Below are 19,872 nucleotides of genomic sequence, written 5' to 3'. Positions count from 1 at the left end.
TCACGATTCTGCGTCTGGAAGGCGAAACGAACCTTGCCAAAGCCACCCGCGGAGCCCGCAACTACCCACACCGCGCCCTCAAACTCGCCGGCCTAAATATCAGCTAAACGACTTTGCAGAGGCCCTGTACCCACCCCAGCCAAAACCACAGCCCTCGCCGAACTCTGCCAACACCTCACCAACACCAAAACCCGCTACCCCGGCACCAACCTAACCATCAAATACAACATCAAAAACCAGCCCCAACCACAAACCCATTAAATCGCTATGACCAGTGCCCTGAAGCCCGGGGCATGGTCCCATTCCCCTCTGTGGGCCTTGGTCACCGACCCGGTCCGTGACTGGCTGGACCGGGCCACCGCGACGGATCGGCGCCGGCTACTGAACGCGGTGGACGCCGCGGCAGGATCAGCGGGCTTCGAGGCCGCGATGATGGCCGCCGATACCCTGATCCAGCGTGGAGATGCCCCAGACATGGCAGCTTTGGGGATGGTGGCCCGCCGACTGGCCGATGGCACCGAACCAGCAGCAGTGAACGTGGATTTGAGCGTCTATGACACCTTCACCACCCTGAACACCAGCACAGGAGAAATAGCATGAGCACAACCACCGTTCAAGACGTCATCGATGCGGGGCGACTAACCTCTTTGACCAGTTCTGTGTTGGCCGAATGGGCGGGCAAAGGCAGCCCCAAACAACGAGAATACCTACACGAAGTGTTCCGGGCCGAGCACGAATCCGGGTTGGAATAACGCCGGGCCCGGCTGCTGAAATCCGCGAGGCTGCCGGCACTGAAATCCCGGACAGGTTTTGACTACTCCAGCGTGAAATTTCCCCAGGACTACAGACGTGAAGCCCTGGCCTCGCTGGAGTTCATCAACCATGCCCAAGACCTGGTGCCCTACGGGGATGTCGGCACCGGCAAAACCCACATGGCCGCCGCCCTGGTCGCCGCAGCCTGCCAGCAAGGAATCCAAGCGAGGATCTTCACCACCTCGTGCCTAGTGATGGCGCTACGCCGCGCCAAAGACGAGGGCCGACTCGATAAAGAACTGACGTCCATAGCGAAAAACCAGCTCCTGGTCATTGACCTATGCCGAGCTGGCAACTATGCCGAGGTGCCGCGAACGTTGGCGGCAGAAAGGGCCCTGCTACTTGGCTCCGGAGAAGAATCGGCTGTTGCCATATCGGCATAGTTACAGGCTCTCGAGGAACGCCAGCGTCTTGTCGGTTGGTCGGTATCGTCCTGGAGTCGCTGCTGTAGGAGTCACTAGAGCGAGTGCCTTTTCCTTGATAGCGAGGTCCGCATGGATGTAGGCGTCTGTGGATCGAACTCCAGCGTGGCCAAGCCACAGTGCGATCACTGAGGTATCAACGCCGGCTTGGAGCAGGGACATGGCACAGGTAATGGCGAAAGACGTGAGGATGAATCGCCTTTCCTGCCAGCGAGGGGCATTGCTGTGCGGCAGTCTTGGCATGGGTGGTGGCGCGCAGTTCGACGGCATCGCGGCTGAGACGGCGTCCGTTGCGGGTGGGGAAGAGCGGTTCTTGGGGTTGGCCGGCTCGTTCTTTCAGCCAGACCCTCAGCATTGCCTCGACGATGTTGTTGAGTGGAACCGCGCGTTGCTTACGTCCCTTGCCTTCACACCTTACGTTGGCGCCGGGACCCAGGCTGATGTCGCTACAGTTCAGTCCGGTGATCTCGGAAACACGCAGCCCGGTTTGAATAGCCAGGAGCATGAGAACCTTGTCCCGGCGGCCTTCCCACTTGGACTGGTCTGGGGCGTCGATCATCGCGTCAACTTCCGGTGCGGTGAGAAAGGTGACGATGCGCTTTTCGAACCGTTTGGGTGGGATCGCCAGCACTCGCTGGATCGGGAGCGCATGTTCGGGATGGCGCAGTGATGCGTAGGAATAGAAGGAACGGATCGCGGTGAGGCGGACATTGCGCGTTCTCGCGCTATTCTGCCGTTGGTTCTCCAGATAGTTCAGGAATCGGGAGATCATGGTCGAGTCCAGATCCTCCCAATCAAGTTGAGCTGGCAATTTTTTGGTCTGTTCGTGCACGAACTCCAAGAGAAGCTTCAGGGCGTCCCGGTAGGCGGCGATGGTGCGAGGACTGGCCTGGCGCTGTTGGATCAGGCGGTCAGTGAAAAACAGTTGCAGGGTCGGGGCTATGAGCGTCATGAGTGTGCCTTAATCCAGTGCGCGTCTTGGCGTTCGGCCGCCAAGGCTAGTAGTTCCGGTGCGGCGGAAAGATACCAGTAGGTGGAAGCCGGTTCGCGGTGGCCAAGGTACGTCGAGAGTGCTGGAATCTTAGCCTGCACGTCCTCTTCGCTTCCGTACCAACTGAGAAGGGTTTCAATAGCGAACCGGTGTCCTAGGTCATGAAGTCTCGGAGCGGATGGTGCATCTGCCCCGATACCGGTAGCCGTCACCAGATGACGGAACGTCTGCGACACGACCTGGTAGCAGAGGCGTTTGCGGGTCAGCGACACGAAGAAGCTGGCATCGAACGGTGAAGGTTGCAGCTCATCGCGCATGGCGGCATAACCTTTCAAAGCCTTCGTGGTGCTCTCCTGTAGAGGCGCCATCCGGGATTTTCCGAATTTGGACTCCCGGATCAGTAGCAGCTTCTCGTTCCAGTCCACGTCGGAGCGATCGAGTTTGATGGCCTCGCCAATGCGCAGTCCCGTTGCCGCCAACAAACCGATCAGGGTCTCATACGTTGCTGCCCTCAAGGGTTGGGCGATCGAGTTGCGGGCTTGGCTCATCAACGCTTCGATATCGGCGGCGGAATAGATGAAGGGCAGACGCCATCGCTGTCGGTGAGGCATCAGCCCCAATGGCGGGACTTCGGTGTCGGGATAGATCCCTGCGAGATAGCGGGCGAATCCGCGTGCCGCGGTCATTCGCCTCGGGCCCATGCTCGAAGGAACAGCAGTCGAAGATTGTTGCGACCATTCCAACGCCGCTTGTATGGTGATTGTCGCGCATCCGCAGGTATCCAGGAACAGTACAAAGTCTGGCAACAGCCAGTGGCTTTCCGCGAGTTTGTGCCCGAGCGAATGGCGCAGCCGCAGATAGTTTTCCAAATCCTTTTCCAGTTCGCTCATCGCACTGTCCCCGGCCAAGGCTGGGCCACTTGACGCAGCGAGTCAAAATCGACCTTGGCATAAAGAGCGGTGGTGGCCAGATCTTGGTGACGAAGAACCTGGCCGATAGCGATAAGGCCGGCACCATGTTTGAGCATCTCACCAGCCAAGGCATGCCTGAGCCGGTGTGGGCCAAACTTTGGTAGGCCTGCGCGTTTGCAGGCGCGTTCAATGACGTCCCCAACCAGCTCGGCACGAATTGGTCCCCGAGGAGCACGGCAAGTCAAGAAGACATGGGTGGCATTAGCCGGCTGCCGGCCACACGACAGATATGCCACCAGGGCTTCACCGACTTCGGCAGGAAGCGGCATCCGGTCCCGCCGGCGGGCTTTGCCACGAACCACGAGCTCGCCTGCTCGCCAATCCACGTCACACAGCTCCAACCGTGCGACCTCGATTGATCGAAGCCCCAGACGGGCCACCAGCAACGAAATCGCGAAATTCCGAGCACCCAGCAGCGTGCCACGGTCAAAACTGTCAAGCAACAACTGCACGTCAGTAGGCGAGACAGATGGAGGTGGCAGTGTCGCCAACCGCCAGCCACCCACCGGGGGCACAGCCGATCCCAAACTCAGCTCAGTGATTCCCTGCAGATACAAAAAACGCAAAACCGCCCTCAGCTCGGCCACACGGCCCTTCGCCGAGCCGGCCGACACCCTGCTGCACTCCCGTAGCAAGAACTCGTTGATATCCGCCCCCGTCAAAGCCGACGGCATGAAAACTCCCTTGCCCTGGCACTGTTCATCCAAGAATCTTCGTGCCGTGTTCTCATAACGGAGCACCGTCGTTGGGGCGAGGCCACGCTCCAGGAACATCCAGGAACGATATTCATCCATCAGCTTGCCCAGTCCCGTCGCCACTGGGGCGGCCTCGGGGACAACACCGGAGCACCGCAAAAATTCCAGCAGAGGTACCAAAGCCCGGGGCCAGGGACTCTCCGGGTCCCCGCCCCTTTCCGTGCGGATAAATAAGTGCCCAGGACGTGCTCGTTCAACTCCTCGACCATCAGTCCTTCAGCACAAAGCCATCGACCAATCCGCCCGATGTCCTTGAGCATGTTCCGGATCGTACCCGGCGTATAACCCCGCCCCACCAACCATGCGCGATACCCCTCAACCTGGGCACCCAGCTGACAATCATTTCTCTTCGGACCAGACATGAGATTTCGCCTCCTTCAGGGAAGCACCGTTGCCTCCATGACCAGCGTCCTCCCACCGTAACTATGCCGATATGGCAACAGCCGATTCTTCTCCGGAGCCAAGTAGCAGGGCCCTTTCTGCCGCCAACGTTCGCGGCACCTCGGCATAGTTGCCAGCTCGGCATAGATCGATCTATGCGGACATCCGCATAGATCGATGAGCTAGGCTACCTCCCGATCGACACAGAGGGAGCCAGGCTCCTCTTCCAAGTCATCGCCGACGGCTACGAGAAACGCAGCCTGATCAGCACCACTAACCTCGAGTTCTCCCGCTGGGGAACCGTATTCGGCGATGACAACATGGCGGCCGCCGTCATCGATAGAATCGTCCATCACGGACGACTCCTACAGTTCCGCGGCGAGTCCTACAGGGTCAAGCATGCCCTCATGAAATAAGCAACCGCTCAAACGGCCGGAAACCAAGCACACATGGCAGGAATCTTAGCGCCGAAACGGCCGACATAAAGTTGACGAAACACAACGTGAAAGAACACGTGCGAACACTGCTGCGTACCAGCTCGCTGGAAGATGCCGAACTCGCTAAGGAACACCTTGAATTTCTCGTGAAGGAATCCAACCAGCCCGAGACGACCAGGCTCTACCGGACCATTTGCCGATGGTGGAAAGAGATTGAAGTTCTCATCGTCACCGGCGCCACCACGGGCAAAGTTGAGGCCAACAACACCAGCATCAAACACATCAAACGCACCGGCAGAGGCTTCGTCAATAGCACCAACTACACGAACCGCAATATGCTAAGAAGCGCCGCCCCAACAGCGGTGAACTTTCCATTGCAATAGTGGAATTCACCACGAGCCGCAGAGAGCACTCTTACCGCCCTTGTCGACAACCGAATCCCCTTCCCACGAGCCAAGAACAGGGCGATCTGCTGCCGCCTCGGGACGGGCATCGATGCTGATCATCGACGATGATCCTCCCACCGGTGCGCTCACCCAACGGCTTCACTGATTTACGCTTCACACGCTTGGATTGCAGCAGGATCGAAGGACTTGGCCAGCTTCCCCTTGGGCAGGGCCTAGATCCACCGGTAGATGGCCTCGTGGGAGACGGTGCGGCCTTCGGCGTCGGGCGATTTCGTAATGGTCTCAACGCTGGTGTCCGTCGCCTCCAAATGCAAACGGCCGGCGATCTGCCGCGACGTCCTTGACCTAGCCAGATTTGCCTTCACACGTGCAGCAATGACCGGATTGGTGTCGATTTTCCGGGCCTGCGGACGCTTGCGTTCCCGCTCAGCAGCACAGTCCGCACTCACCGGACGATACACGCGGGTCCTCGTCGAGTTACGTCCACGCTACCGCCAAATAATCGTGTAATCAAGGCCAATACCAGCCCCGATCTGCCGATCAGTCCAGCCAGCGAGTATCCCCACCGCAATATCTGCCCGATCCGAAAACGACAATCGCCTACGCCCCACCAACAACTCCTCTAATCAACCAACTTGTTGCTTCGAGGGTATGACACCGCCGACTACTTCTGCGCCGATTCGCCACTCGAGCGGTCGTTGGTTAAATCACGCGCCAACACTGGTGTGGTCACGTCCGTCATCAAGTGCGCGTTGATTCTTATGCTGGCCCTTGGCATCAACTGGCAACAGTGGTTGGTTTGCTCTCAGGCCAGGCACCATTCGAAAAGACATTCTTGTAGCTGTCGCTTATATGTCCGATGTCGATAGCCCGTTTGCCGATAGCAGCGAGCTTGGCAGTGAGCACAGTTCCCGCTGGGCCCAAGGAAATCAGAATCAGATCAGAGTCGTCGTTTGACAGAATATCCATGAGCCGAGGAATGTCCGAGAAAGCTTCGGTTGGTAAGGAGTATTCGAAAGTGATCCTGGCTGCGGAATTGAAAAGTTCAGGGGTGGCCTCGAAGCGGGAGTCTTTCCCAGCCACTACCTTAATGGATAGTCCTTCCCATACCGAACGCCAAGCTCTCACGCCTTCCTGACCAGTCAACTGGAAGAAAATTGGTCTTGTCACGTGAGCGTTGCCCATCTCAGCATGCCCTGCAATGAGGGGTTTCATTTGGCCCCACACATCAGCCCATACCCCTGACCAGTGCACATCTCTGTAAACGTGAGGGAATCCAATGAGCAATTTCTCTGCCGTGGTGCTAATTACGTCCTCAAGCGCGGCAGCTAACGCGGGAGAATTTTTTTGAAATGCAAGCTTGTACTCGGGCCGGAGCATGATTCGCATCTCCCCGTCCCCAAAACGGGTAAAGCTGAGCTTATTGTTACGAATCGATTTAATCGTCTCAATAAAGCCGAGCTGGTGCTGCCTAGCAAACCTTTGCACGTCATCGAGGATGGGCGACGTAGCAGCTAGCCTCAACACTTCCTGAGTGCGCCTGTTGGTTTGCGCTTCCCAGAGGAGCTTCATGGAAAGTTCATTCTGTTCACTGAGGGCCGCAGCGATGCGTTCTAGCAAATCGTTCTCTAGTGTTGGCTTCATCATTGCAATGGCTTTCTCCCGATGGCTGGCCTGTCCAACCACAAGCAACACTAGCCTGAGCAGCCGGTTCGACCAGTCAGCATCAGCCTGGACCCTTGCGTGGCTCGATTAAAGGTTGGCCGAACCATTGGTCCGTGCCTCGCTAGAGAGTTGCCTGAGCAGGACGCCATTCCAGTGTTAGCGGCCATGGCAAACTGCCCATAGGCGGCCACGAAACTGCCCACTGATGGCCAGCAGAAATGCCCATTGGTGGCCATGAGATCTGCCCACTCTTATTTTCTAGCATCGCCGTGTTGTTAACGGCGGGAGCCCCTTCCTGGGGTTTGATGTCGGTGTCTAATCGCACCAAACCAATCCAGGAAGAGGCTCTATATGAAGTCTGACGGAGAAATCATGGAAATTCTTGAAGCGTATGATCACACGCAGTCGTTTCGCGCCGCCGCTGTTCTCGCGGGCTGTTCGCACCACACCGTGGCCAAGCACGTCGCCGCCCGCGATGCCGGGCGGCCCTTGGCGGAGCCGGTGGCCCGGGACAAGATCACCGATGAGTACCTGCCCAAGATCGAGGAGCTCGTGGAAAGGACACGGGGTCGGATCCGGGCCGATGTTACCCACCAGAAGCTGGTGGGCATGGGCTATGCGGGCTCGGAGCGTTCCACCCGCCGCGCAGTGGCCCAGGTCAAGGCGGCGTGGAAGCTCGGGCGGGTGCGCGTGCACCGACCGTGGGTAACCCAGCCTGGCGGCTGGCTACAATATGATTTCGGAGACGGCCCTTACATTGACGGTGTGAAGACGGTGTTGTTCGTTGCCTGGCTGGCCTGGTCACGGTTCCGGATTGTCATCGCTTTGCGGGACCGGACGGCGCCGTCCGTGTTCGCGGCCCTGGATAGGTCTTTCCGCATCGCTGGCGGGGCACCCACTTATGTCCTCACGGATAACGAAAAGACGGTGACGGTCTCCCATGTGGCCGGGGTGCCGGTGCGGAACCTGCAAACCGTGGATTTTGCCCGCTACTACGGGGTGACGGTGTTGACGTGCCAGCCGGCGGATCCCGCTTCCAAGGGCGGGGTGGAGAACGCGGTGAAGGTCGCCAAGGCTGACATCGTGCCCAGGGACACGAACCTGCGCGCCGAGTACGCCTCCTTCGCCGAGGTGGAGGCCGCGTGTGAGGAGTTCATGACCCACATTAACACCCGTGAACACCGGGCAACCAAGCGCAAACCTGTGGCGATGCTCGCCGAGGAGGTCCTGCGCCTGCATCGGGTTCCGGATGACGCCCACACGGTCTCCTTTGGCTTGGCCCGTACGGTGCCGCCGAACACGCCCATGGTCACGTTCAACAACGCCATGTACTCCGTCCCATCCCACCTGTTGGGGCAAAGGGTTTTTGTCCGTTCCCATGGCACTGGCCCGGATGAGAAGGTCGTCATTGTTCACCACGGGCCGGCAGGCCCGGTAGAGGTCGCCCGCCACGGCAGGGCACGGCCGGGAAGTCCGGCGATCAACGATGAGCATTTCCCCGGCTATGTGGAGAAGATCCCCGGGGATTACACGCCGCGGGCCCGTACCGGGGCCGAGGCGGAGTTCCTGGCCATCGGCGGCGGCGCCGCGGCTTGGTTGAAGGAAGCCGCCGCCATCGGCACTGCACGGATGAACCAGAAGATGGCTGAGGCCGTGTCGCTGGCGAAGATCGCCGGCGTCATTGAGGTTGACCGGGCGCTGGGTACCGCGGCGATCCATGGCCGCTTCGCGCACGGGGACCTGTCCTCGATCTTGCAAGCAGGCAGGGCCTCCGCCACCACCCACGCCGCCAGCGAAGACACGTCCCTGACCCAGGGCACCAGCGCCTGGGCCGCAATCACCACCGCCACCACCAGTAACGAGGTAAAGCCGTGAATCCGATCAACACCACCGCCGCAGCCCTGCCCGATGACGTGGAAGCAATGATGCGGTCTTTGAAGATGCCCCACGCTCGGGCCCTGGCACCGGAACTCGTCGCGACCGCCCGTGCCCAGCGCTGGGAACCAGTCGAGGTCATCAAGGCCCTCTTCACCGAGGAAATCCGGGGCCGGGCCGCCTCAATGCTCGCCACCCGTCGCAAGGCCGCCGGGTTCCCAACCGGGAAAACCTTCGATGTCTGGGACCCGGATGCTTCCTCAATCCCGACGCCAACCCAGCAAGCCCTGCGAACCCTGGAATGGATCCGCCGCGGGGAAAACCTTGTCGTCTGTGGGCCCTCCGGCACCGGGAAAACCTTCTTCCTCGAGGCCCTGGGCCAGCAGGCCGTGGAGGAAGGCCTGCGCGTGGCCTGGTTCCGTCTCGAGGACCTAGGACAGCTCATCCGCGCCCACCGCACCGACGACAGCGTCACCAAAGCCGTCAACCGGGTGCTGCGAGCCGATCTGGTCGTGATCGATGACATCGGGCTCCTTGCCGTGGGAACCGATGCCGCCGAGGGACTCTACCGGGTCGTGGATGCCGCCTATGAGAAACGCTCCATCGCGATCTCCTCCAACCTGCACCCGGCCGGCTTCGACGAGCTCATGCCAAAGACCCTGGCGACGGCGACCGTGGACCGGCTGCTGCATCATGCCCATGTCTGCCAAACCAGTGGCGACTCCGTCAGGCTGACCCAGGCCCTAGCCGGGAAAGGGGTGACACAACTGAGCTAAAACACCGGATCAGTATGGCCAACCACAAATCTATATTTGCGGGCAGATCTCATGGCCATATCCGGGCATTTTTAATGGCCACCAGCGGGCAGATAACCTGGCCGCTGGTGGGCAGAAGCTCATGGCCCTTGACATTCCAGGCCGCTGCCGACCGAACGGTTGTCAACGCCTTGGAATGGAGGAGCACCGTCATGACCATAGTCGCAGAAAAATACGCTTACGTCATCGGTGTTGACTGGCACGCACGCACTCACTCACACCTACGCCATCCTCAGCAGCACAACCAGGCCTTCACCGGCTGCGAAGCCTTCCCCCGTCAGCGCCGCCGGCATGAAGCGTGCATCGCATGGATCCCAGCTGCAACACCACCTGGGGATCCTCACTGCAGTGGAAGAGACCTCGTCCTACGGGGCATCCTTGACGCGGGTCCTGATCGCCGAAGGTATCTCGGTGGTTGAGGCCAAGCTGCCGCCTAAGGCAGCTCGCGCCGGGGTCGGAAAGAATGATGCTATCGACGCCATCGCTGCCGCGGCGGGCATCCTGAGTACAGAGGCCTGGACCGGCTGATTCACCCCCGGGCCGACGGGGCACGAACGGCGCTGAGCGTGTTGCTGGCTGGCAGGCGCAGGGTTGAAGAGTAATGCACTGCAAACCGCAATGCGCTCACCGCATTGGTGCGCCAGGTGACCTGGCCAGGACACCCGCAAGGCACTGACTGACAAACAAACCATAGAGATCAGTGCTTGGCATGCTCGCGCCACCGATAGTGTTGAGCAGCAGGTCGCCCGTGAGGAAGAAATAGACCTGGCCAATGGCATCCTCACCGCCGCCGTCCGGGTGAAGCAGATCAAGGTGCATCTTGCCGAACTCGGCGAACAGCTGGCACTCGGCCTCCAAACCCAGCCCGGACTTGGGCCGGTGACCGTCGGAATCATCCTCCCTGCTTACTTCCAACATGGCAGGATCCGCACTGAAGTCGCCTTCGTATTCCTTGCCGGAGCGTCACCCCTGCAGGCTCCTCGGGGAAACACCACCAGGCACCGGCTCAACAGCCACGGCGACCGGCAACTCAACATGGCATTGGGCGTGATCATCGAAGCCCGCATGCGCTTCGATGACACGCCCAAGGACTACGTGGAGCTCCGCACAGCTGAAGGACTCAGTTACAGGGAAATCAAACTCGTCCTCAAACGCTATCTGGCACGGAACCTAGTTCGGCAGCTGCAACAACTATTCTCTTGACATGAACCATAAAGGGTTCGCTTTTAGTACTCGCGAAGCTTCTGGTGAATGCCCCGATGTTTTTGTGCACTGGAGAGATGGTCTAAGTCCAGACGATGGCTAGTAGCATGGAAATCACGAGCAGGAACACCTGCACCTCCATATGGGCTTCTAAGAAGGAAAATGGGAGTTCCTGAAACGATTGGTCCCGGGTGAATTCTTGGCGACAGCTGCGCAAGGTTCGGGCCTGCGGTTGGCCGCCACGACTAACAGGGGAAAATGCGGCTGCGAACGCACGACAATGACGCGGTGAGTATTGTGCCGCATCTTGGATTTAGCGGGCCACCCATGCGCGAAATATCGGGCCGCGGTCAAGGGGTGCACGGGCCCCCAAGGAGGCCCCCGCGGAACCGGCTACTTCGGCAGCACACGCATTCGCTGCACCACAATCGTGAAAGTGCAGCTGCAGGCAATGGGCGTCTCCACGATTGACCGCTTGCGGATGCCGTTCAAATGGACGCTGTATCCGGAAGGGATGCCACTGGCTCGCTCCAGAAGGAATCATTAAACCCAGCGAAAAACGGACTGCTGCAGTGAATCCGGGCCGATTGATTAGATGCTTGCGTTGGCTCGTACGAGGTCTTCGGGGAAGTCGATCTCAACTGCATAGAACTTGCTGATGTCGACAGGAAGCCACTGCACGCCGTCGTCCGTGATTGTCAGCTCGATGCCGCCTTCAAAGTAGTCCTGCTCGTCCACCTGTTCTAAGCGCTGGATGAGCTTCTTTTTATCTTTCTTGGACACGTAGTTGATTCCGACTGCCTCGCCAAGGGCAACGTTCTGGGGCACTCGTTTGGACAGCTGGTCGATGAACCCGTCGTCATTAACGGTGTACTTCACTTCCTCATCAGAGACGGATGAGACGTCGACGGTGATGAAGGACTGTTGCGCCTTGATATGCTGGCGCAGGTTTTCTAGGATCTGTGGATCGAAGACAACGTCCCCGTTCAGCCACAGAACTCCACCTTTGGGTGAGTTCTTGAGGGCTTTCAGAAGACTTTTTGATGTGTTGGTTTGATCAAAGTTTTCGTTGTAGATAAACGAGGCGTCAGGGACGTGTTCCATGATCTGTTCCATTTTGAACCCGACCACGACATTTAGCCTCAGCTTCTTGCCAAACGTGGATTTCAGGTTGCTCAGCTGTTGGTGCATGATAGTGCGGCCGTCATTGAGTTCGGTCATCGGTTTCGGGTGTGGCCTAGCAAGGCGCGTTCCCATTCCGGCGGCAAGAATTACAGCGTGAACAGTCATATTGGAGTCCGTCTTCCCCTAGATGTAGTGGTGGGGAATCGGTATCAAGATTGAGATGGTGCGTCTGCGGTCCTTGGCCAGTATGCCAAAGATCCCCCAGTATGTATTTTAGCTGAACGTTGCAGGAACAGAAGAATCCAGGTTTGGCTGACTCCAGCGAAGGTGGCCTTGAAGGCCGAACGCGGCTAGCGATGACCTGGTCGGCGCATCAGCACAAAACGCCAGACCGGAAGATAAACCAAGCCGACTGCCACCCGGTAGCCGGACCTATCCACTCCTCTGTGGAACCTCGCAGACCTTAGTTGTGAGGCTGTGGCACGTTATACCGAGCTTTATTGGGTGAAGTCGCTGATGCGGCTTCCGGTGCCCAAAAGTTGGGCGATGGCAGCAACCGTGCGGGCAGCGGCCCTACCATCGCCATAGGGGTTGACCGCCGTTGCCATGGCCTCAAAGCTGGCCGCGTCGGTCAGCAGGTTGCTCACCTCGGAGACGATGCGTTCTTCATCGGTGCCGATCAGCTTCACAGTGCCGGCCACCAGGGCCTCTGGCCGTTCTGTGTTTTCGCGCATGACGAGCACGGGCTTGCCGAGGCTCGGGGCCTCCTCCTGAACGCCGCCCGAGTCGGTCAGCACGATGTGTGCCAGCGAGAGCATGCGCGTGAATTCGCCGTATGCGAGTGGCTCGGTGACCATGACGTTTGTGAGTCCCTTGAGAGCAGGCAGCACCGCGTCGCGAACCACGGGGTTCTTGTGGATTGGCAGCACGATGACCAGGCCCGGTTCCGCCTTGGCGATACGTGCCAAGGCGCGGCCAACTCCGCGCATTGCGTCACCTTGGTTTTCCCGGCGGTGGGTGGTGACCAGCAGGACCTTCTTTCCGCTTGCCGCCAGTTCCTCGAGCGCCGGGTCGGTGAAGGGGACGTTCTTGCCCACTGTGGTCAGCAGGGCGTCGATGACGGTATTGCCGGTGACCACGATATCCGCGTCCTTGACCCCTTCAGCCAGCAGATTCGCCTTGCTTGTGCTGGTGGGGGCCAAGTGAAGGCTTGCCACCTGGGTGGTGATCTTGCGATTGGCTTCCTCAGGAAAAGGGGAGAAGAGGTTGTGGCTGCGCAGCCCGGCCTCGGCGTGGACCACCGGGATACCCCGGTAGAACGCGGCAATGGCGGCGGCAGTGGAGGTGGTGGTGTCGCCTTGGACCACCACGGCGTCCGGCATGTTTTTGGCGAAGACTGCGTCGAGTCGCTTGATGGTACGCGTCAATATTCTATTCAGCGTTTGCCCTGGACGGAGAATCTTAAGATCGTGGTCGGGGGTGATTCCGAACAACTCGTTGACTTGGTCCAGCATCTCCCGGTGCTGCCCTGTCACCGTCACCACGCACTCGAAGTCCTTCGAGTCGTTCAGTGCAGCAACGATCGGTGCCATTTTGATGGCCTCTGGACGCGTGCCGTAGATCGGCATGATGACGGGCATACTTCCCCCAGTGTAAAAGTGAATTGAACCGCCTCGAGTCTAGTCCACTGGCTGCATCCCGAAGGTGTTGTGGTGAGGTCACTAACAATCTTAGGCAGTCGCTATGGCGTGGGCGGTGGCGCGCACTGCTTGTTGAGGTGGACATCAATGAGCCCACCCGTTTCGATGACGAAACGGCGGAACCACTGCCAGGCGGTGAATTGGGGAGTGGTGGCCACCATCGTGACATCGGCGTCGACGCATTGCTGCATCAACAATCCTGCTCGCTCAATGTGGTAGGTCGAGGTGACCACGGCAATGTCCCTCCAGCCGTATTCGGCTGCCAGCCTGCCCAGATCCGTGGCTTCACCCCGGGTATTCATGGGGCTGGGGTCAAAGCAAACTATGTCAGGGTAAATGTTCTTGTTGCTGTGGGTATCGCAATATTCGTCGGCACTGGCGTTGCCGGCGGTGTGGGTGTTGGAGAGCACCAAAAACTGCGCGTCGAGATCGGAGCGCAGCATCATGGCATCGAGCATTCGTTCTTTGCTGGCACCACCGAGCATCACTACGGCATCGACGCGCTGGGGCGGCTGCGTATGGACGTTGTAAAACAGTTGGTAGGCCGTCAAGAGCCAGCCCAGGAAGAGCGCCGCCAAGACCGTGCCCGCAATGATGACGGTTTTTTTGCGAGGTCTCTTGAAGGCTGGCATCCGGCCAGCATAAGCGCGCAACCCACGCGTTCCCTGATCGGCTTGGGCCGGAAGATGCGAATCCCCGCGGGGTTGCCGCCGTCGTTCTTTCACTTGTTCCTGGGAATTCCTGGAGTGCATCTACGCGGCTAGAACGTGAAGTTCAAGATGGTGGTGGTGCCGGAGTTAAGGTCGAGCTTCAGCGTTTGCTCGCCGGCCTTGAAACCGGGTATTTTGGCCTGTTCGTCCAGCGCCATGCCTGAAGACTCCATGCCGTCGATTCGGGTTTGGTCCTCGGCAGCGAGTTCCGGGCCGGCCAGCTGGGTCATGGTGCCCGTGGCCGCCTGCTGTGGCAGCGTCAAGGTGACCTGGACCGGGGCCTGCTTGGCCGGGTCATTCTGGTTGACCACCATCACACCCATGGTGCCGTCTGCATGCTGGACAGGGTAGGTATAGATGTTCTCGTTGCCGTCCACCTCGGAGCGCAGGAAATCCCCGGCGCCCAGCTTGTTGACCATCATGATCCCGTAATACTGGGGGCGCATGGTCAGCTCGCCGTTGGGCTTGCGATATGCGCCGCTGTCGCACAGGGGAGAACCCGGAGCGCCGCCCTTGCACGCTTCGAGACCGCCGTGGAAGTTCAGCTGGGTCACTCCCACCATGGCCGAACGCATCGCGAAGTTGATGGTCCACATGGCGGAGGCATGGGTCTTGAGCACCTCGTTGTGGCCAAAGCAGGTGGAAATGTTGGTTTCGGAGTTCCAGACGGGAATGTCGTGGCCGGCTGCAGCCTCCACCGCTGCCGCAGCGTAGTCGGAGCTGTAGTCGCTCAGCTGGCGCGAGAGGGCATTGGGGATGGTCTGCGCCTGCTCTGAATCTGCCGGAGCGTCACACGTGGACAGCGGATAGTTGTGGAAGGTCAGTGCGCCTTGGTTGGGCAGGTCCAAGGCGGCGTAACCCTTCCACCAGACTTCGCTGTACGCCTGGGGACCGACAACCTTGACCCCCGGTGCCGCTTCGGCGATCGCAGCGGAGTACGCACGGACTTCCACTGCCCAATCGTCAAAGGTGTATTCGGCCGGACGCAGGGCCAGATACTTGTATTCAACCCGGTTGTAGCCGTTGGGCTCATTGCCAAGACTGATGCCGACCATGCGGTCGCCGAGGATCTCATGGGCATACTTTGCGAAGTCTGCAGCACGGTTTGGGTCGTAGTGGCCCATATCCACGGCCATCAGGACCCGGGCGTTGCCCTGATCCAGCAGATGCTTCAGGTTGGTCAAGACCGCCGGAGTAATTTTGACAACCTCGCGGTTGTCATTGGCGTAGGCCGGCACAACTTCCCAATCCGGGATGGGCTCGTCCGTGGACGTCCAGAAGAACCTGCGGTCCACGGCCTGGGCTCCGAAGCGGATGACGGGGTTGCCGGACATCTTCAGGATGTCGACAAAGTTCGATTGGGCCGGGTCCAAGTGCATGTCCACCAAGTGGTCGGTGTCCATCGAGAGCCCGGCGAGGCCCTCAGGCATGGCGAAGCCCGATGTTTCGGCACCGACCTTGATGGTTGTTGCCTTCACTGCTTCCGTGGCCGACGCCGGAACGGCCGGCTGGACGTAATCCGGCCGTTCGAAGGCAGGGAACTTCTCAGGGGTCGCCGGGGTGCTGATGACGATGGGCGGTTGAAAGGCTTCCTTGCCGGAGCTGCCCGTCAAGTTGTCAAGCAATGGCATGCCTGCAAACACCACCGCCACCGCAGCCAGGCCGACGACGGTGCCCGACACTGCCGCTGCCATGGTCCGCTTACGACGCGTCTGCCGCTGCGGTCCCCGCTTCAAGCGACGGGCCTGCCCCGAGTGGGTGGGCGCATCGGAAGATTGGGAATTGCTGCGGGACGGTGTCATTAAGGCTCCAGAAAGGCAGGGAAACGGTCCGGATCATGCGTACATTGATCCGCAATGAGTCTAACGGGATGCCCGGACGACTGCACACCGCCCCCTGCAGGGCCACGCCGGCTGTCCGGGTGACCCGGTGCCAGCTGCCCGCAGCAGCGACAGGGGCGGACGGGCCAGCCGCCGTCGAACACGGCAATGTGTATGGGGGAGCCGGGGCGCCCGCCCACTCAACTGCCAGGCGGTCGGGCGTAACATTGCGCGGACCGCCGGTTTTCTCTCCGCCGCCCCACGCCAAGGATGCGGCCCTTTCCGAGCCTGAAATGCGGCAAACGCAGTTGAGGTGGCGGCCCGGTGGGCAGTAATGTTGTTGAAGGTGAGCCGGGAAGTCTGGTCGGCGCAACGTCGTCGACCCCTTAAAGGAATCCTGTATGAAGAACGAATCTTCGAAGTCAACACCCCGCACCTCCTACGGCCGTGGCAGCTATTCCGAGTTCCTGCGGATCGGGGAGATCCTGCGGAAGGAAACCGTGGGCGGCATGCTGCTGGTCGCGGCAGCCATCATCGCCATCATTTGGGCCAACTCGCCGGTGTCGGAAAGCTACTTCGCCTTGCGCGATTTCAAGATCGGGTATGAGCCCTGGCATCTTGACCTCAGCCTGGGCACGTGGGCGGCGGACGGCCTGCTGGCCGTCTTCTTCTTTCTGGTGGGCTTGGAACTCAAACGCGAGTTCGTCGCCGGGGATCTGCGCCAGTTCAGCAAGTCCATTGTGCCCGTCTCGGCAGCCGTGGGCGGAGTGGCGATCCCGGCAATCATCTATGCCGTCATCAACCTGACCAGCCCGGACACACTGCGAGGCTGGGCCATCCCCACAGCAACCGACATTGCCTTCGCCGTGGCGGTGTTGGCCATCATCGGCTCACACCTGCCCAGCGCCCTGCGCATCTTCCTGCTGACCCTGGCAGTGGTCGACGACCTGCTGGCCATCAGCATCATCGCCATCTTCTACACCGACGAGATCCAGCTTGTGCCGCTGTTGTTCGCCCTCATCCCACTGGCTCTCTACACACTTCTTGCGCAAAAATATCGCCGCTTCTTCGGAACCAAGGTCTGGGCGGCCTGGGTGATCCTGCTTCCCCTGGGCATTGCCACCTGGGCGTTGGTGCACGCATCCGGCATCCATGCGACAGTGGCCGGCGTGCTCCTTGGATTTGCCATCCCGGTGATCCGCTCGAAGGCCAGCGGCGGACCCGAAAGCGGCCCCGGCCTCTCGGAAATCTTCGAGCACCGCTTCCGCCCCATCTCGGCCGGCATCGCCGTGCCGCTGTTCGCGTTCTTCTCCGCAGGCGTGGCGATTGGCGGTTGGGACGGACTGGTCTCAGCCGTAACGGACCCGGTGGCCATTGGCGTTGTAATTGCCTTGGTGCTGGGCAAGCCGATAGGGATCATGGGCACCACGTGGCTCATGAACAAAACCACCAAGGCCTCTCTGGACAGTTCAATCAAATGGATTGACCTGTTTGGTGTTTCGCTGCTGGCCGGGATCGGCTTTACTGTGTCACTGCTCGTCGCCGAGTTGAGTTTCGGCCAGGGCAGCCCCCACGACGACCACGCCAAGATCGGCATCCTCGCCGCGTCAGTTTTGGCGGCGCTGCTGGCGGCCGCCGTGTTGACGTCCCGCAACCGCTACTACAAGACCGTGCAGCTGGCAGAATCCGTCGATGACAACCACGACGGCATCCCGGACGTGTACGAGACGGACCGCAACTAGCGTTCACCCCTGCAACGGGCCCTTCCCATCCGGGAGGGGCCCGTTGTGCTTAAGCTCCAGGGCTGGGCTGCGGCTTGAATTCCAAGCGTCGTGCCTTCCCGGTGTGCGTTCTCTTGCCTTGGAACGGACGGCCTTGAATCCCACCGTCTTGAATCCCAGACAGGGCGGCGGCCATGCCTCTAGCTGGGCGCCGCTGCCGGGGGGTTGGATGGAGGCAGAGGAACCTTGGCCGGAAGCCGCCGGCCCGCACTGACATAGCAGTTAAGGAATTCATTATGGCCACGATGCACGACGCTACCCGCACCGTCCGCGCAGCTCGGGGCACCCAGCTGTCCGCCAAGTCGTGGCAGACCGAGGCGCCCTTGCGGATGCTCATGAACAATCTTGATCCAGAGGTTGCCGAGCGGCCCGAGGATCTAGTGGTCTACGGCGGAACCGGCCGCGCTGCTCGCTCATGGGAGGCCTACGACGCCATTGTTGCCACGCTGAAAACCCTGGACGACGACGAAACCCTCCTCGTGCAGTCCGGCAAGCCCGTCGGGGTGTTCCGCACCAACGTCTGGGCTCCGCGCGTGCTGCTGGCCAACTCAAACTTGGTGGGGGACTGGGCCACGTGGCCCGAATTCCGCAAGCTCGAGGCCGAGGGCCTGATGATGTACGGGCAAATGACTGCCGGCTCCTGGATCTACATTGGCACCCAAGGCATCCTGCAGGGCACCTTTGAGACTTTCGCAGCCATTGCCGCCAAGCGCTTCGGCGGCACCCTGTCCGGAACGCTGACCTTGACCGGCGGCTGCGGCGGCATGGGCGGTGCCCAGCCTTTGGCCGTCACCCTCAACGGCGGGGCCTGTTTGATTGTGGACGTATCCGAAGAGCGCCTGCAGCGCCGCGTGGGCAAGCGCTACCTTGACGAGCTGGCCCCCGATCTCGACACGGCCTTGGCCCGTGTGCTGGAAGCCAAGGCCGGGAAGCGGGCGCTGAGCGTCGGCGTCGTCGGCAATGCGGCCGAGCTGTTCCCGGAGATTTTACGCCGCCACCAGGCCGGTGAATTCACGGTGGACATTGTCACCGACCAGACCAGTGCCCATGACCCGCTCTCCTATCTACCCACCGAGTACTCGGTGGAGGAGTGGTCTGTGGAAGCGCAGCAGGACCCGGACGGGTTTACCAAGAAGTCGCAGAACGCCATGGCCCGCCAAGTCCAGGCCATGGTGGAATTCCAAGATGCCGGTGCGGAAGTCTTTGACTATGGCAACTCCATCCGCGACGAGGCACGCAAGGGCGGCTACAACCGTGCCTTCGAGTTCCCCGGCTTTGTCCCGGCCTACATCCGCCCGCTGTTCTGCGAGGGCATGGGACCGTTCCGCTGGGTGGCCCTCTCCGGGGATCCGGAGGACATTCGCGTGACGGATGAGGCGTTGAAGGAACTATTCCCCGAAGACGCACACCTGCACCGCTGGCTCAACGCGGCCGCCGAACACGTGGAATTTGAGGGGCTGCCGGCCAGGATCTGCTGGCTGGGCTACGGCGACCGTGCGAAGGCCGGCGTCATGTTCAACCAGCTCGTGGCCGACGGCCGCGTGAAGGCACCCATAGTGATTGGCCGCGACCACCTGGACTCGGGATCGGTGGCTTCGCCCTATAGGGAGACCGAAGCCATGAAGGATGGCTCCGACGCCATCGCCGACTGGCCGCTGCTGAACGCCATGCTCAACACGGCCTCCGGCGCCACCTGGGTGTCCATCCACCACGGCGGTGGCGTGGGCATTGGCCGCTCCATCCACGCCGGCCAGGTGTCCGTGGCCGACGGCACGCCGCTGGCCGCCGAGAAACTTCAACGAATACTCACCAACGACCCCGGCACCGGGGTAATCCGCCACGCGGACGCCGGCTACCAGCGCGCGGTGGACGTCGCCGTCGAGCGCGGTGTGCGGATCCCGATGCAGGAGCAATAGCCGCGGGATGATCCAGCGTGCCGCGAGCAACCGAGCGTGTCGATATCCGGCCCACACCGGATGCAGGGTTGGGCGAAAGCCATTG

Annotated in this window: 17 protein-coding genes and 2 pseudogenes; 10 read left to right on the top strand and 9 right to left on the bottom strand. The window is 60.6% G+C overall.

All coding sequences use genetic code 11. The features are described from left to right. Positions 1-267 precede the first annotated feature (267 nt). Genes QMG25_RS11595 through QMG25_RS11585 form a run of 3 tightly spaced genes read left to right on the top strand, consistent with a single transcriptional unit; the run spans position 268 to position 1,196 of the window. Positions 268-600: a hypothetical protein gene (locus QMG25_RS11595; protein WP_283460394.1), complete on the top strand. Its 333-nt coding sequence runs from the start codon at positions 268-270 to the stop codon at positions 598-600. Beyond that, on the top strand, positions 597-752 hold the full coding sequence (locus tag QMG25_RS11590; RefSeq protein WP_283460393.1) for a hypothetical protein: 156 nt from the start codon (positions 597-599) through the stop codon (positions 750-752). Before QMG25_RS11595 ends, QMG25_RS11590 begins: the two co-directional genes overlap by 4 nt. Before the next feature lie 12 nt (positions 753-764). Further along, positions 765-1,196 (top strand): ATP-binding protein, encoded by a 432-nt coding sequence (locus tag QMG25_RS11585; protein ID WP_349307130.1) that lies wholly within the window; start codon positions 765-767, stop codon positions 1,194-1,196. Between the two features lie 175 nt (positions 1,197-1,371). Here the strand turns inward: QMG25_RS11585 and QMG25_RS11580 are convergent, their stop codons facing one another. The 3 genes from QMG25_RS11580 to QMG25_RS20530 are packed head-to-tail and all read right to left on the bottom strand — an operon-like array spanning position 1,372 to position 3,871. Continuing rightward, a complete protein-coding gene (locus tag QMG25_RS11580) occupies positions 1,372-2,187 on the bottom strand; it encodes a tyrosine-type recombinase/integrase (RefSeq protein WP_283460392.1) in 816 nt (271 codons plus the stop codon). After that, positions 2,184-3,116, bottom strand: a complete 933-nt coding sequence (locus tag QMG25_RS11575) for a tyrosine-type recombinase/integrase (RefSeq protein WP_283460391.1) — start codon at positions 3,114-3,116, stop codon at positions 2,184-2,186. The genes QMG25_RS11580 and QMG25_RS11575 overlap by 4 nt, the downstream gene beginning before the upstream one ends. Then, positions 3,113-3,871, bottom strand: a complete 759-nt coding sequence (locus QMG25_RS20530; protein ID WP_502866391.1) for a tyrosine-type recombinase/integrase — start codon at positions 3,869-3,871, stop codon at positions 3,113-3,115. The genes QMG25_RS11575 and QMG25_RS20530 overlap by 4 nt, the downstream gene beginning before the upstream one ends. A 635-nt stretch (positions 3,872-4,506) precedes the next feature. Here QMG25_RS20530 and QMG25_RS11565 point away from each other — a divergent pair. Together QMG25_RS11565 and QMG25_RS11560 are read left to right on the top strand one after the other, a co-directional pair. After that, positions 4,507-4,749 (top strand): annotated as a pseudogene (locus tag QMG25_RS11565) (ATP-binding protein); the annotation flags it as partial. 86 nt (positions 4,750-4,835) lie between these two features. After that, a complete protein-coding gene (locus QMG25_RS11560) occupies positions 4,836-5,153 on the top strand; it encodes a transposase (RefSeq protein WP_283460389.1) in 318 nt (105 codons plus the stop codon). 236 nt (positions 5,154-5,389) lie between these two features. Here the strand turns inward: QMG25_RS11560 and QMG25_RS11555 are convergent, their stop codons facing one another. Continuing rightward, a complete protein-coding gene (locus QMG25_RS11555; RefSeq protein ID WP_283460388.1) occupies positions 5,390-5,638 on the bottom strand; it encodes a hypothetical protein in 249 nt (82 codons plus the stop codon). 316 nt (positions 5,639-5,954) lie between these two features. Beyond that, entirely contained in the window at positions 5,955-6,824 is an 870-nt protein-coding gene (locus QMG25_RS11550; protein ID WP_283460387.1) for a GT-D fold domain-containing glycosyltransferase, read from the bottom strand. 369 nt (positions 6,825-7,193) lie between these two features. Between QMG25_RS11550 and istA the strand changes: the two genes are divergently transcribed. The 3 genes and pseudogenes from istA (at position 7,194) to QMG25_RS11535 (ending at position 10,735) form a co-directional block, all read left to right on the top strand. After that, the gene (istA, locus tag QMG25_RS11545; protein ID WP_283460385.1) at positions 7,194-8,717 is read left to right on the top strand and encodes an IS21 family transposase; all 1,524 of its coding nucleotides are present in this window, start codon (positions 7,194-7,196) and stop codon (positions 8,715-8,717) included. Continuing rightward, entirely contained in the window at positions 8,714-9,493 is a 780-nt protein-coding gene (istB, locus tag QMG25_RS11540) for an IS21-like element helper ATPase IstB (protein ID WP_283460383.1), read from the top strand. The genes istA and istB overlap by 4 nt, the downstream gene beginning before the upstream one ends. Positions 9,494-9,684: 191 nt before the next feature. Then, positions 9,685-10,735, top strand: a pseudogene (locus QMG25_RS11535) (IS110 family transposase). 591 nt (positions 10,736-11,326) lie between these two features. Here the strand turns inward: QMG25_RS11535 and QMG25_RS11530 are convergent. From QMG25_RS11530 to QMG25_RS11515, 4 genes are all read right to left on the bottom strand, one after another. Next, a complete protein-coding gene (locus QMG25_RS11530; protein ID WP_283460381.1) occupies positions 11,327-12,025 on the bottom strand; it encodes a phosphocholine cytidylyltransferase family protein in 699 nt (232 codons plus the stop codon). A gap of 332 nt (positions 12,026-12,357) precedes the next feature. Further along, complete coding sequence (gene wecB, locus QMG25_RS11525) at positions 12,358-13,500, bottom strand: non-hydrolyzing UDP-N-acetylglucosamine 2-epimerase (RefSeq protein WP_283460379.1); 1,143 nt, start codon at positions 13,498-13,500, stop codon at positions 12,358-12,360. Between the two features lie 101 nt (positions 13,501-13,601). After that, positions 13,602-14,192, bottom strand: a complete 591-nt coding sequence (locus QMG25_RS11520; protein WP_283460377.1) for a YdcF family protein — start codon at positions 14,190-14,192, stop codon at positions 13,602-13,604. Positions 14,193-14,320: 128 nt separating this feature from the next. Next, positions 14,321-16,072 carry a hypothetical protein gene (locus QMG25_RS11515; protein ID WP_283460375.1) on the bottom strand — a complete coding sequence of 584 codons (1,752 nt, stop codon included), beginning with the start codon at positions 16,070-16,072 and terminating at the stop codon, positions 14,321-14,323. A gap of 419 nt (positions 16,073-16,491) precedes the next feature. On the opposite strand from QMG25_RS11515, the gene nhaA reads away from it, so the two are divergent. Together nhaA and hutU are read left to right on the top strand one after the other, a co-directional pair. Beyond that, positions 16,492-17,832, top strand: coding sequence for a Na+/H+ antiporter NhaA (gene nhaA, locus QMG25_RS11510; RefSeq protein ID WP_283460373.1), 1,341 nt, complete (start codon positions 16,492-16,494; stop codon positions 17,830-17,832). Positions 17,833-18,107: 275 nt separating this feature from the next. Then, positions 18,108-19,787: a urocanate hydratase gene (gene hutU, locus QMG25_RS11505; protein ID WP_283460371.1), complete on the top strand. Its 1,680-nt coding sequence runs from the start codon at positions 18,108-18,110 to the stop codon at positions 19,785-19,787. Positions 19,788-19,872: the final 85 nt, after the last annotated feature.

The sequence above is a fragment of the Arthrobacter sp. H35-D1 genome, assembly GCF_030063185.1.
In the GTDB taxonomy this organism is placed as follows: Bacteria; Actinomycetota; Actinomycetes; order Actinomycetales; family Micrococcaceae; genus Specibacter.
This window is presented reverse-complemented; position numbering and strand designations above follow the sequence as displayed.

Coding starts and splice junctions, on each gene's coding strand:
- QMG25_RS11590 (WP_283460393.1), top strand. CDS start 597: ATGAGCACAACCACCGTTCAAGACGTCATCGATGCGGGGCGACTAACC.
- QMG25_RS11530 (WP_283460381.1), bottom strand. CDS start 12,025: ATGACTGTTCACGCTGTAATTCTTGCCGCCGGAATGGGAACGCGCCTT.
- QMG25_RS11595 (WP_283460394.1), top strand. CDS start 268: ATGACCAGTGCCCTGAAGCCCGGGGCATGGTCCCATTCCCCTCTGTGG.
- QMG25_RS11580 (WP_283460392.1), bottom strand. CDS start 2,187: ATGACGCTCATAGCCCCGACCCTGCAACTGTTTTTCACTGACCGCCTG.
- QMG25_RS20530 (WP_502866391.1), bottom strand. CDS start 3,871: ATGCCGTCGGCTTTGACGGGGGCGGATATCAACGAGTTCTTGCTACGG.
- nhaA (WP_283460373.1), top strand. CDS start 16,492: ATGAAGAACGAATCTTCGAAGTCAACACCCCGCACCTCCTACGGCCGT.
- wecB (WP_283460379.1), bottom strand. CDS start 13,500: ATGCCCGTCATCATGCCGATCTACGGCACGCGTCCAGAGGCCATCAAA.
- QMG25_RS11520 (WP_283460377.1), bottom strand. CDS start 14,192: ATGCCAGCCTTCAAGAGACCTCGCAAAAAAACCGTCATCATTGCGGGC.
- istA (WP_283460385.1), top strand. CDS start 7,194: ATGAAGTCTGACGGAGAAATCATGGAAATTCTTGAAGCGTATGATCAC.
- hutU (WP_283460371.1), top strand. CDS start 18,108: ATGGCCACGATGCACGACGCTACCCGCACCGTCCGCGCAGCTCGGGGC.
- QMG25_RS11575 (WP_283460391.1), bottom strand. CDS start 3,116: ATGAGCGAACTGGAAAAGGATTTGGAAAACTATCTGCGGCTGCGCCAT.
- QMG25_RS11515 (WP_283460375.1), bottom strand. CDS start 16,072: ATGACACCGTCCCGCAGCAATTCCCAATCTTCCGATGCGCCCACCCAC.
- QMG25_RS11550 (WP_283460387.1), bottom strand. CDS start 6,824: ATGATGAAGCCAACACTAGAGAACGATTTGCTAGAACGCATCGCTGCG.